This window comes from Kitasatospora sp. NBC_01246 (assembly GCF_036226505.1).
Classification (GTDB): domain Bacteria; phylum Actinomycetota; class Actinomycetes; order Streptomycetales; family Streptomycetaceae; genus Kitasatospora.
This window is the reverse complement of sequence record NZ_CP108484.1, coordinates 7,960,855-7,972,342: the sequence shown is the minus strand read 5'-3', so window position 1 is coordinate 7,972,342 and position 11,488 is coordinate 7,960,855. Positions and strand designations below refer to the sequence as shown.

11 protein-coding genes are annotated in these 11,488 nt (G+C 76.0%); 5 read left to right on the top strand and 6 right to left on the bottom strand.

Annotated features, from left to right (window positions below; translation table 11 throughout):
* Positions 1-3 precede the first annotated feature (3 nt).
* Positions 4-387, top strand: a complete 384-nt coding sequence (locus tag OG618_RS33515; RefSeq protein ID WP_329491376.1) for a VOC family protein — start codon at positions 4-6, stop codon at positions 385-387.
* Positions 388-655: 268 nt separating this feature from the next.
* Here OG618_RS33515 and OG618_RS33510 read toward each other — a convergent pair whose 3' ends face one another.
* On the bottom strand, positions 656-2,902 hold the full coding sequence (locus tag OG618_RS33510; protein ID WP_329491375.1) for a TnsA endonuclease N-terminal domain-containing protein: 2,247 nt from the start codon (positions 2,900-2,902) through the stop codon (positions 656-658).
* A gap of 83 nt (positions 2,903-2,985) precedes the next feature.
* A complete protein-coding gene (locus tag OG618_RS33505; RefSeq protein ID WP_329492377.1) occupies positions 2,986-3,468 on the bottom strand; it encodes a MarR family winged helix-turn-helix transcriptional regulator in 483 nt (160 codons plus the stop codon).
* 259 nt (positions 3,469-3,727) lie between these two features.
* On the opposite strand from OG618_RS33505, the gene OG618_RS33500 reads away from it, so the two are divergent.
* Positions 3,728-4,138, top strand: coding sequence for an organic hydroperoxide resistance protein (locus OG618_RS33500; RefSeq protein WP_329491374.1), 411 nt, complete (start codon positions 3,728-3,730; stop codon positions 4,136-4,138).
* A gap of 93 nt (positions 4,139-4,231) precedes the next feature.
* On the opposite strand, the gene OG618_RS33495 is transcribed toward OG618_RS33500, so the two are convergent.
* On the bottom strand, positions 4,232-4,585 hold the full coding sequence (locus OG618_RS33495) for an SHOCT domain-containing protein (RefSeq protein ID WP_329491373.1): 354 nt from the start codon (positions 4,583-4,585) through the stop codon (positions 4,232-4,234).
* Positions 4,586-4,736: 151 nt separating this feature from the next.
* Here OG618_RS33495 and OG618_RS33490 point away from each other — a divergent pair, with 151 nt between their 5' ends.
* A complete protein-coding gene (locus tag OG618_RS33490; protein ID WP_329491372.1) occupies positions 4,737-5,108 on the top strand; it encodes a hypothetical protein in 372 nt (123 codons plus the stop codon).
* A gap of 55 nt (positions 5,109-5,163) precedes the next feature.
* On the opposite strand, the gene OG618_RS33485 is transcribed toward OG618_RS33490, so the two are convergent.
* Together OG618_RS33485 and OG618_RS33480 are read right to left on the bottom strand one after the other, a co-directional pair.
* Complete coding sequence (locus tag OG618_RS33485) at positions 5,164-5,814, bottom strand: beta-glucanase (RefSeq protein ID WP_329491371.1); 651 nt, start codon at positions 5,812-5,814, stop codon at positions 5,164-5,166.
* A 157-nt stretch (positions 5,815-5,971) separates the two neighbouring features.
* Positions 5,972-6,694: a CBS domain-containing protein gene (locus OG618_RS33480; protein WP_329491370.1), complete on the bottom strand. Its 723-nt coding sequence runs from the start codon at positions 6,692-6,694 to the stop codon at positions 5,972-5,974.
* Positions 6,695-6,976: 282 nt separating this feature from the next.
* Between OG618_RS33480 and OG618_RS33475 the strand changes: the two genes are divergently transcribed.
* Entirely contained in the window at positions 6,977-8,506 is a 1,530-nt protein-coding gene (locus OG618_RS33475; RefSeq protein ID WP_329491369.1) for an SDR family oxidoreductase, read from the top strand.
* 54 nt (positions 8,507-8,560) lie between these two features.
* A complete protein-coding gene (locus OG618_RS33470; protein ID WP_329491368.1) occupies positions 8,561-10,462 on the top strand; it encodes a hypothetical protein in 1,902 nt (633 codons plus the stop codon).
* A gap of 80 nt (positions 10,463-10,542) precedes the next feature.
* On the opposite strand, the gene OG618_RS33465 is transcribed toward OG618_RS33470, so the two are convergent.
* Entirely contained in the window at positions 10,543-11,334 is a 792-nt protein-coding gene (locus tag OG618_RS33465) for a maleate cis-trans isomerase family protein (protein ID WP_329491367.1), read from the bottom strand.
* Between the last annotated feature and the right edge of the window lie 154 nt (positions 11,335-11,488).

Genomic DNA, 11,488 nt, shown 5'->3' with positions numbered 1-11,488 from the left:
GCGATGGCAATGCTTGGAGACGCACCGATGGTGGCCATCATCCCGGCGGCGGATCTCGCCCGGGCGAAGCGCTTCTACACCGACACCCTCGGCCTGAAGCTCACCGATGAGAACGAGCAGGACGTCAGCTTCGAGTGCGGCGGCACGGAGTTCGGCATGTACGAGACGCCGAGCGCCGGGCAGGCCGCGCACACGCTGGCCAGCTTCAAGGTCCCCGACCTCGACGGCGAGATGGCGACGCTGCGCGGCCGCGGGGTCACGTTCGAGGAGTACGACATGCCGGGTCTGAAGACCGTCGACGGCGTCGTGGAGGCCGAGGGCATGCGCGCGGCCTGGTTCAAGGACAGCGAAGGGAACATCATCTGCCTGAACGAGCGGACCGCGTGAGCGCACGGGCCGCCGGGTAGCATCCGCCCCCCGGCCCGCACCGTCGGCTCGTACCACCGTGCCGGGCACCACCGCCACGGTGGCGCGGGTGTCGGCGTGCCGCAGCCGCCTCGCCGGTGGACCGGCTCCGGCGAGGCGGCCGGGCCCGTGCCATGGCGCCGGTACCGCCGACTGCCGGCACCGGGGCCACGAGGTCCGGCGTACCCGCCCGGGCGGACCCGGGCGGACCCGGCGCGCCGCCCCGGGCGCACGGGGGACCGCACCGGTGCTACCTACCGGCCGCCCATTCCTGCGCCAGGCGCTGCTTCCACCCCTTCGGGGCCGGCCAGGCCACTCCCCAGGCGGCGAGCTGGGCCCGGGTCCACCCGCCTGCCGCCGTTCGGGCCGCCTCGACCTCCGCCGGGGAGGGCACGACCCTCCGCCGTGGGGACACCTCCGGAAAGAGGGGGATCGGCTCCGTCCCCGGCGACGGAGGCGGAGGCGGAGGCGGAGGCGCGGAGGCGTCCGGGGCGGAGGCGTCCGGGGCGGGGGCGGACACCGGAGTGAAATCCGATGCCGGAGCCGGATCCGACAGCAGGGCGGGAACGCTCGCCGGCGCGCCGCTCCGCAGCCGGTAGGGGTGGGTGCGCCAGACCCAGCCGCGCCGGAGCACCAGCGCGGCGAGGTCCAGCGACTTCAGTGGCAGGGCCCCCGCGGCAGCCCTGACCTGATGCCAGGTCAGTTCGCCGCCCCTCGCCAGCGCTTCGTCCAGCGCGGCCTCCAACCGGCCGTCGACCGGGCGGTCCTCCAGGAGTCTGCGGGTCCTCCAGCCGTCGGTGGCCACCAGACCCCACCCGCGGGCCCGGCAGAGTGCCTCCACCGCACGGTACTTGGCGACGTTGACGGCGGTCGCCATCTCGTAGACCGGTTTGACCTCGATCAGGACGCAGCGCCCGTCGGTGGTGGCCACGAGGAGGTCCGGGTAGTAGGTGCGCCGGCGACCGTCGAAGTCGTAGCCGATGGCCAGAGGCTGTTCCTGGTAGTACGCGATCTGCGGGGCGAAGCTGAGCAGTTGGACGACCCGCCACTCGGTCTCCGACTCGTAGGCGACCTCGCGGCCCAGCTTGGGGCAGTGCCAGGACCCGGAGCGCCCGTCCTCCCCGGCCGTGTCCCGCAGGGCCGCCAGCTCCCCGCGCGGCGGGGCGGGCTGGGGCGCCCCGAACCAGCTGACTTCGGCCTCCAGTGCGGCCCAGCGTCGGGCGGCGCGTTCGATCCGCCCCTGCCGTGACAGTTCGCGACGCGCGGCGTCGTGGCGAAGGGCGCGCACGGTCACGGCCTCGGCCGCCAGGTTCTCCGCGCGCAGCTTCCGAGCACCGGCCAGTTGGGCGATCACCAGCGCGGCCTGCCGCACCGGGACCGCCGGCAGCAGCACCTCCGCGAGGTCGAGCAGTCGGGCCGACGCCGGGGGGTCCGCCACCGCTGCACCGGCGGTCCGGGAGCCGTCCAGCGGATCCGGCCCGTCCCCGGCGGGCGAGCCGTCGGGCGAACCGTCGGGGCACGGTGGATCATCGACCCGGCTCAGCCCGGCGAGCAGGGTCCGCAGGCTCCGGGTCGCCGGCGCGGCGGTGCTCGCCATGCCGCGCACCGCCTTCACCTGGAGCTGGCGGACCCGCTCCCGCGAGATCCCGAACGCCTCCCCCACCGCCGCCAACGACTCGGCCGGTCCGTCGTGCAGCCCGAGGCGGCGGCAGACGATCTCGCGGCTCCGCCCAGCGGGTATCTCCGCCGCCGCGGCGGCGGCCAGCTCGCGGAGCAGCAGCACCGTGTCGGGGTCGCGCTCGGCGATCGGCGCCCAGTCGGTCGTCAGCCTCGACGCCCCGGGGCAGAGGCACTCCAGGAGCCAGTCGTCCAGCAGCAGACGCGCCTCGCCCTCCCACAGCCGTCGGGCGGCCGCCTGCCGCAGCGGGGCGGCCACGACCGCCAGGTCCGCCACGACCGGACGCGCGACGAACTCCGCCCGGCGCTCGGCCCGCAGCCGGTGCCCGATCGTCCGCTCCCACTCGGCCCGCACGTCATCGAGCCGGGCCGACCACTGCGGCCCGGCGGCGGGCTCGCCGCGCGTGGGCCCGGCCGGGGCAGGCTCCCCGGGGGTGGCCGCCGGAGCGTGGCCGGCGGCCCGTCGCCGACGCAGCCCGCGTGGGGGACGGCGGCGCGCGTCGAACACGCTCCGCCACGGATAGTCCGGGTCGGCGGCCAGGCGCGCTCGGAGCCACTCCAGCTCGGCGCTCCCGACCAGCGCGACACCGGAGACCGGTCCGCCGCCGGAAGCCGGACTGTCCTCGACCAGCTCGGCCTCGGGCAGCTCGGCCTCGGGCACGAGGCGGGCCAGCCGGGCGCCGATGGCCCCGGTCGTCCGGCCGTGCCGCCCGGCCAGTTCGGACAGGTCGAAACCCTCCCGAACGCCGTCGACAAGCCGCCCGGTCTCCTCGTCGCTCCACGCGCGGCCCTGCCGCGACGCGGGTGGCGGACCCTCCACGTTCCCCCCCGGGTTCGTTCACGAGGGATCCAGTATGCCTGCCGCCACCGACTGGACGCCGCCGCACCGGCGGGCCCGGCCGGTCAGCCTTCGGCGCCGTCGGCCAGGAGCGCGGAGTCGAGCGCGCCGGTCACCCGGTTGAGCAGGGCTCGCAGGTCGGCGAGGTCCTCGACCGGCAGGCCGGTGGCGGCGAGCAGCCTGCGCGGCACCTGCCCGGCGCGGTCGCGCAGCTCGCGCCCGGCGTCGGTGAGGCTGACGGTGACGGAGCGCTCGTCCTCGGGGCTGCGCTCCCGGCGGACCAGGCCGGCCGCCTCCAGCCGCTTGAGCAGCGGCGAGAGAGTCCCGGAGTCCAGGCGCAGGTGCTCGCCGATCCGCTTCACGGGCAACTCGCGGTGCTCCCAGAGCACCAGCATGACCAGGTACTGGGGGTAGGTGAGCCCCAGGTCCTTGAGCAGGACGCGGTAGACGCCGCCGAACGCGCGCGAGGCGGCGTTCAGCGAGAAGCAGATCTGCTGGTCGAGCCGGAGCAGGTCCTCGTCGCGGAGCGGCTGCTCGCCGTGGAGCAGGTCCGCGCCGGGCGCTCCGGGGCGGGCGGCATCGACGGAAGCGGCATCGACAGAAGCGGCGTGGACGGGCAGGGCGTCGACGGACGGCGCGTCGGCGGCGGCGGTCTCGGGGGGTGTTGCCATGCCTCCATGATAGCGGCCGTGCGCACCATTGAGTTGTGCGCAATTGAATTGCGTGCTCTACTTGTACCCGGAAGGCGGCCCCACCGGCCGCCGGGGACAGAAGCAGTACGGACGCAGGACGAAAGGGACCAGACCCATGGACGCGATCTACACCGCTGTGGCCACCGCGAACGGCCGGGAGGGCCGCGCCGTCAGCTCCGACGGACAGCTGGACCTCGCGCTGGCGATGCCGCCCGCCCTCGGCGGCAGTGGCCAGGGCACCAACCCCGAGCAGCTGTTCGCGGCCGGCTACGCGGCGTGCTTCGCCAGCGCGCTGGGCCTGGTCGGCCGACAGGCCCGCGTCGACACCAGCGAGGTCTCGGTCACGGCCGAGGTCTCGATGGGCAAGGACGGCGCCGGCTTCGGCCTCGCGGTCGTCCTGCGGGTCGAGCTGCCGGACGCGCTGGCCGGCGAGGGCGGCGAGCTCCTGGTCAAGCAGGCGCACGAGGTCTGCCCCTACTCCCGCGCCACCCGGGGCAACATCCCGGTGGAGCTCGTCGTCGAGTAGCAGCCCCCGCCCCCCGGCACGTCAGGGCCCCGCCGCGCCGTCGGCGGGGCCCTGCGGCGTCATCCGCCGCCGGGCGGCTCCCCCGCGGCGGCCTCACCCGTCCCCCGCGGCGGCCTCACCCGGTCCGCCGGCGTCCCGCAGGACGTCCAGGCGGTGCCGGTACTCCTCCGTGTCGATCTCGCCGCGCGCGAACCGCTCGGCGAGCAGCTGCTCGGCCGTCGGCGAGACCGCCCGGCGCGGCGGCCCGGCCGCGGTCGCGGCCCACGGGCCCGGCGGCACCGGCCGCGCGCCCCGCGAGGTCCGCGACAGGTGGCGGACCAGCGCGACGGCCGCCAGGACGAGGACCGCCAGGACCAGCAGCAGCAGGAGGGCCAGCAGGCCGTAGCCCCAGCCGCCCAGGACGTGACCGTGGCCGTGCCCGTGGCGCGGACCGTTCCAGTGCCCCATCACGGCCTCCTCCTCCGGCCCCGCAGGGCCCATCGAGGTGATCGGCGCCTCATCACCATCCTGCGCCCGCAGGTGCTCCGGCGGACCTGAGGATTGTCTGAGAAACGCTCGCGACGCGCCGATCGTGCCCGTCGGGGTAGCGTTGCGGCCCATGGACCACCACCCGCCGGCCGACGACCGCGAGCAGCTCGTCGCGACCGGGGTGCTCCGCCGCTACGAGGACCGCCGCCTGCATCCGGCCCTGCGCCACTCGCCGATCTTCTACGTCTCCAGCCGGCTGTGGGCGGAGCTCACCGCGCTCGCCATCGCCCCGGAAGCGGCCGCCGCCACGGCGCACGCGCTGCTGGCCACCATCGCCGACCAGGCCGTCGACGCCGCCCTCGCCCCTGGCAACGAAGGCGCCCCGCGCGACGACCTGTACGTGACGCACCCCGCCCACATCGGCCCGTACCGCCGGGTGGTCTGGTTCCAGCGCACCGGCCCGCGCGGCCTGATCACGGCGACGTTCCCGCCGGACCGGTGAACCGCGCTGCCCCCGGGCTGGCGACTCCGACCCGGGGGCAGCCGCGCGGCCTTCGTCAGCGCTCTATCCGCAGGCTGTGGCAGGTCCAGCTCAGCCGGTCCGGGCCCGTGGCCGACGGCCGGTCGTGGTACGTGCCGTCCGCCACCGAGAGGTTGACGATCAGGTAGGCGTGGAAGTCCGGCCCGACCCCGCGCCGGTCCGCGTGCACGAGCGTGTCGCCGACGAACCAGTCCACCGAGCGCGCGCCCAGCACCGCCCGCAGGTCGAAGGTGGCGCCGGGGGCTATCCCGGCGTCGGCGCCGTGCCAGTACCGGGAGCCGCCGCGAACGTGGTTCGAGACCTCCAGCAGGTCCGGATGGTCGGGGTGGTACTCGAAGACGTCCACCTCGTTGCCGCCGTCCCGCCAGGTCCAGATGGCCGGCCAGGCGCCCGTCTCGACGGGGAGCGTGACCCGTGCCGTGAGCACGTCGCCGGTGCGGACCTGGAACGCCTCCGGGCTGCCCTCGGTGGTGAGCAGGCTGCACGTCCACAGGTCGCCGCCGTGCCGCCGGACGGCGGCGAACACGCCACCGGGGCAGTAGGAGCGGCTCAGGAAGTCCAGCTTGTGATCGCCCCGGTTGGTCGGCCCCATCCGGGGATAGGCGCTGCTGCGGCCCGCCACCCACTGCCTGGTCGAAGTGAAATCCGCGTCGAACACGACTGCCACGGCCGCCTCCCGGGTCACCCGGCGCGTTCGGCGGCCCGCTGCCGCCGCACACAAGGAGTGACTTACCCGATACTCTCCGCAGTATGCGAAGCGGACGCTCCGGGTCCGTGGTCAGGACGGCGGGACGCGACGGGACAGTGGCCGGCCCGGACCGGAGTCAGCCGACGACGGCGGCCTCGTCGCTGCTGCCGAGGCGGTCCGTCACCGACACCACGCCGTCCACCGAACGGCAGAGGCTCAGCACGATCGGCACCAGGTGCGGCGCCGGCACGCTGCCGCTGAGCACCACCCGGCCCTGGTCGACCTCCACGCCCACCTCCGCCGGGCTCACGCCCTCGATCCGGCCGAGCACCTCCTCGACGATCTCGCGGCGGATCACCCGGTCCTCGCGCAGGAAGACGCGCAGCAGGTCGCCCCGGCTCACCATGCCGAACACCCGGCCGTCCTCGTCCAGCACGGGCAGGCGCTTCACCCCGTGCCGGCTCATCAGCCGCGCGGCCGCCACCACACTGGTGCCGGGGGTGATGCAGACGGCGGGGCCGGTCATCAGGTCCGCGGCGGTGACGGCCCCGCCCGGCCCCGTCCGGGTCAGCTCGGGCGGCGGCACCAGGCTGCCCGGGTCCTCCTGGGCGGCCAGGGTGAGCAGCAGGTCCGCCTCGGAGACGATGCCGAGGGGCCGCCCGTCGGGGTCCACCACCGGGACCCCCGTGATGTCGTACTCGGTCAGCACGGCGACGATCTCCCGGAACCCGGTCTCGGGCGCGACCCGCACCACGGGACTGGTCATCACTGATTCGACGGTGGCATGCAGCACGCCGGTCACCTCGTCCACGAGCGATGTCGGCCGGACGACCGCCGTCCGGCCGGATATCTGGAGCATCCCTCCCGGCCGCGCCCCCGGCCAGGGGCCGAAGGGGCTGACATCCCGGGACCAACGGCACTGCCGTCCGACGCTCCCCTCACAGCGTACGGCGGTGCGGTCCGCTCGCCCGGCCGTCGAGCCCGGCCCGCTCCGGACGGCGGCCCGCGCGGGCGGGTGCCGGGCCGGTGCTGTGGCGGCCCGGACTGCGGGCGGCGAAGCTGACGGAGGGCGCGTGCGGCCCGCCCGCCGGCGCCGCCGCACCGAACCCCGCACCCCTGACGCGGCTTTCTGGGAGGCACCATGGCCGGACCGAGCACCCCCGACGCCCCGCTGCGCTGCCTGGTCACGGGCGCCACCGGCTACATCGGCGGCCGGCTCGTCCCCGAGCTGCTGGCCGCCGGGCACTCCGTCCGCTGCCTGGTCCGCGACCCTGGCCGGCTGCGCGACCACCCCTGGCGGGCCTCGGTCGAGGCCACCGCCGGGGACGTCACCCGGCCGGAGTCGCTGACCGGGGCCTTCGCCGGCATCGACGTCGCCTACTACCTGGTCCACTCGCTGGGCACCGGCCGTGACTTCGAGGCGACCGACCGGGCCGCCGCCCGGGCCTTCGGCGAGGCGGCGGCCCGGGAGGGGGTCCGCCGGATCGTCTACCTCGGCGGTATCAACCCCGCCGGGGTGCCGGCCGCCGAGCTGTCCCCGCACCTGCGCTCGCGCGCCGAGGTCGGCCGCCGGCTGCGGGCGAGCGGGGTGCCGACCGCCGAACTCCGGGCCGCGGTGATCATCGGATCCGGTTCGGCCTCGTTCGAGATGCTGCGCTACCTCACCGAGCGGCTGCCCGTGATGGTGACCCCGAACTGGGTCGACACCAGGATCCAGCCGATCGCCGTCCGGGACGTCCTGTACTACCTCACCGCGGCGGCCCGGCTGCCGCCGGAGGTGGACCGGGCCTTCGACATCGGCGGCCCGGACGTCCTCACCTACCGCGAGATGATGATGCGCTACGCCGCCGTCGCCGAGCTGCCGCGCCGGCTGATCGTCCCGGTGCCGGTGCTCACCCCCCGGCTCTCCAGCCACTGGGTCGGCCTGGTGACGCCCGTCCCCAACTCGCTCGCCCGCCCGCTGGTGGAGTCGCTGCGGCACGAGGTGGTCCGAGGCGAGCACGACCTGGCCGAGTACGTGCCCGACCCGCCCGGGGGCCCGACCGGCTTCGACGAGGCGGTCCGGCTGGCACTGCGGCGGATCAGGGACGCCGAAGTGGCCACCCGGTGGTCCTCCGCCACCCTGCCCGGCGCGCCGAGCGACCCGCTGCCCACCGACCCGGACTGGGCCGGCGGCAGCCTCTACCAGGACGTCCGGGAGCGCGACGTGGACGCCCCGCCGGACGCGCTCTGGCGGGTGGTGGAGGGCATCGGCGGCGAGAACGGCTGGTACTCCTTCCCGCTCGCCTGGGCACTGCGCGGCCGGCTCGACCGGCTGGCCGGCGGCGTCGGCCTGCGCCGGGGCCGGCGCGACCCGGCCCGGCTACGGGTCGGCGACTCGCTGGACTTCTGGCGGGTGGAGGAGATCGAGGCCGGGCGGCTGCTGCGGCTGCGCGCCGAGATGCGGCTGCCCGGGCTGGCCTGGCTGGAGCTGTCCGTCACCCCGGACGGCCTCGGTGGCAGCCGCTACCGGCAGCGGGCACTGTTCCACCCACACGGGCTGGCCGGGCACGCGTACTGGTGGTCGGTGGCACCGTTCCACGCCATCGTCTTCGGCGGGATGGCGCGCCGGATCACCGAACGCGCCGCCGGATCCCGGAACACCGCCCCGGACGGCGCAACCATCACATGATCGACTCGTTGGACCGTCCGCCACCACACGACAGACGGCTCCGGGGAGAACGCCTTGGCAGGACGGATAGACGGCGGCGCACCGCCCCGGGGCGCGGGCGCGCGTCCGGTGGCCCGGGCCGAGGCGACCCTGGTCCGCCACTACCGCCGGCTGGTCCGGCTCGCGTACCTGGCCCTGCCGGCCGACCGGGACCGCCACAGCCGGGTGCTCGCCGCGCACGCCGCGGTCCAGCGGGCCCTGCCGTCCCGTTGGAGCAGGCTGCGAGAGCCGGCCGGCACGGACGAGGACCCGCTGTACGCCGCCCTGCGCCTGCGGGTGCTGCGCGGCGCGCTGCACCCGCGGCCCGCCGACCGGCTGCGGACGCCCCGGGTCTGGGGGCTGCGGCTGTTCACCCCCGGCGGCGGTGAGCGGGACGCGGCACTGGACCGCGAACTGGCCGCCCTGGGGGCACCCGCCCGGTCCGCGTTCGCGCTGCTCGCCGTGGAGGAGCTGACGCCCGAGCAGGCCGCGGAGGTGCTGCTTCAGGCCGGTGCGACCGACCCCGGGCAGGCCGTCGACGAGGCCGCACGGCTCTGCGCCGGACCGGATCACGGCCTGTCGGCCTTCGACCCCTGCGCGGTGCGCGTCCAGCCGACCGACCTGCTGCGCCGCCGCCGGGCCTTCGGTGCCTCGCTCGCGGTGGCCGCGCTCGCGCTCACCGGTACCGCCGCCGCGCTGGCCGGCCCCGGTGCCCCGGCCCCGGCCGGCGCGCCCGCCCGTCCGCTCGCCGTCCCGCCGGGCGGAACGGCGCCCGACCCGGCCCGGCTGCTCCGGGTGGCAGCGGACCAGTGGCAGCACACCGCCCGGATCGACTTCTCCGCCTGGCCCGCCCGCGGCGACCGCCGTGACGACACCGCCCTGCTCGGCCGGGCGCTCGCCGCCTGGTCGAGCCCCGGCCCGCGGACCAGGCCCGAGCCGGGCACCCCGGCCGCCCCGCCGCAGGGCCCGCCCCAGCTGCTGTTCGCCGGCACCGTCGACGGCGCGGCCGTGGTGGTGCTCTACGACGGCGGGCGGCTCGCCCGCTGGACCGACGGACCCGGTGGCGGGCTGGACCTCGCCCGGGCCGACGACTCCTCCGTCACCACCGCCGGCGCGGTGGTGCTGCACCGTCAGGGGGCCACCGCCCGCTACCTGCTCGCCCCGTGGATCGACGCGGCCGACACCCGTCGGATCGACCAGCCGGACGTACCCGCCAGGGCGCTGGACCGCGTGGACGGCGTGACCGCCGCGGCACCCGGCGCGAGCACCCCCGGTTCGCGCTCCTCGGGGGCGCTCGCGGACTGCCTGGGCGCCACCGTGCTCCAGTTGCGCTCCTCCTCCACGATCGCCGAGAAGCACTCCTTCCTGCTGGCCGACCTCGGCGGGCTGGTGCCCGCCCACCTCAGCTACACCCCGCCGCCGGACCGCACCCAGCCGGCCCGGCAGCCCCGCGAGGCGGTCGGCCAGGACGCGCTGCTGGCCTGGGCCCGCGCGGGCTGCGCCGTTCCGGACGGCACCCCCGGTGTCAAGCAGCTCAACCTCTGGGCCTTCGCGGTGCAGCAGCTGCCGCAGAACGCGGGCGCGGCGTCCTGGGTCTGCCTGCGCGCCGACCGCTGGAACGGCGAGGGCAGCGCCGCGACCGCCGTGCTGCTGCCGAACGCCCGGGGCCCGCAGCGCACGGGCGGCGGGCCGGGCCGGGCGTGCAGCCGGTTCGAACAGGACACGGTGGGGTGGACGTGGTGGCGCTCGCCGCAGGGCACCGAGTTCCTGCTGGCCGCGGGCAGCCGGCGGGTCGGCCGGATCACGGCCAAGGGACCGGACTGGTCGGCCGACCGGGCCACGCCGGACCACACCCTGGCGGTCGAGCGGCCCGGCCGGGCCGCCGTCACGCTGGAGGCGGTACTGGACGGCGGCACCCGGATCGCTCCACTGCGGTGAGGGCGGCCGCGGGAGCCTCCCCCTCGGCAGCCGCCCCGGTGCGCCCGCCGGCCGCGGGCGCACCGACGCCCGACGGTGCCTCAGGCTGCCCAGCGGGCCCGGACGTCCAGGCGTCGCAGCAGCGGGTGCGCGTCCCCGGCGGTCCCGGACCCGGTCCGCCGTCCCGTCACGCGGCGCGCCCACCAGGCGGACGCCAGGTTCGAGGAGAGCAGCGGGCGCCCGCTGGTGTCCTCCCGCGCGAGCTCGGCGAGCGCGCCGAGCGTCCCCATCCCGGTCCCGGTGAACAGCAGCGCGGAGTCGTCGGGGATCCCGTTCTCCTGCTGGTGGGCCCGTATTCGCTCGCGGATCCGGCCCGTGGTCACCTCGTAGGGGTCGAAGTGGTCGGACCCGTCCGGGGCCGTCCCGGCGGGCACGAGGACGACGCCGTCCACCGTGAGCCCGGCCCGCTCCCAGAAGGCGCGGGAGGTCGCGGTGAGCCACGGCTGGTAGGGCGAGACCAGGGTCAGCCGGTTCACCCCGAGCGCCTCGCAGGCGGCCAGGATCGCCTGCGTCGAGGAACTGACCGGGAACCCTGAGCGGTTCGACATCTCCTCGCACAGGGCGCGGTCGCCCGCCGGGTCCAGCAGGTAGTGCGAGGCACTGCAGGCGACCACGGCCGCGTCCAGCCGCATGCCGCCGAAACCGTCGAGGGTGTCGGGAAGGACCCGGTTGTAGGTCTCCAGCATCTCCCGGAGCTCCACCCCCGGCGTGGTGGGGAAGCGGGAGGTGTACACGTGCACGGCGGCACCGATCAAGCGGTTGAACTCCGGCTCCGCCGTGGGGTTCTCCGGGGGGACGACGACTCCGAGTCTGGGCAGCGAGAAGAGATCCATGGCCGCACAGTAGGCCGAACGCCGAGACAGGGGACAGATCCGCCGACGTTAAGCGACAGACCACTCACAAGCGCTTTGCACGCCGTTCCCGTTATTGACATTCCTTGACACTCCCCCACACATCCCTGACCCGAATCCCCTTGTCCGCCACATC

Excerpts from the sequence above, each read along its gene's own strand:
- OG618_RS33480 (WP_329491370.1), bottom strand. The coding sequence starts at position 6,694 with ATGCTCCAGATATCCGGCCGGACGGCGGTCGTCCGGCCGACATCGCTC.
- OG618_RS33490 (WP_329491372.1), top strand. The coding sequence starts at position 4,737 with ATGGACCACCACCCGCCGGCCGACGACCGCGAGCAGCTCGTCGCGACC.
- OG618_RS33515 (WP_329491376.1), top strand. The coding sequence starts at position 4 with ATGGCAATGCTTGGAGACGCACCGATGGTGGCCATCATCCCGGCGGCG.
- OG618_RS33465 (WP_329491367.1), bottom strand. The coding sequence starts at position 11,334 with ATGGATCTCTTCTCGCTGCCCAGACTCGGAGTCGTCGTCCCCCCGGAG.
- OG618_RS33495 (WP_329491373.1), bottom strand. The coding sequence starts at position 4,585 with ATGGGGCACTGGAACGGTCCGCGCCACGGGCACGGCCACGGTCACGTC.
- OG618_RS33500 (WP_329491374.1), top strand. The coding sequence starts at position 3,728 with ATGGACGCGATCTACACCGCTGTGGCCACCGCGAACGGCCGGGAGGGC.
- OG618_RS33475 (WP_329491369.1), top strand. The coding sequence starts at position 6,977 with ATGGCCGGACCGAGCACCCCCGACGCCCCGCTGCGCTGCCTGGTCACG.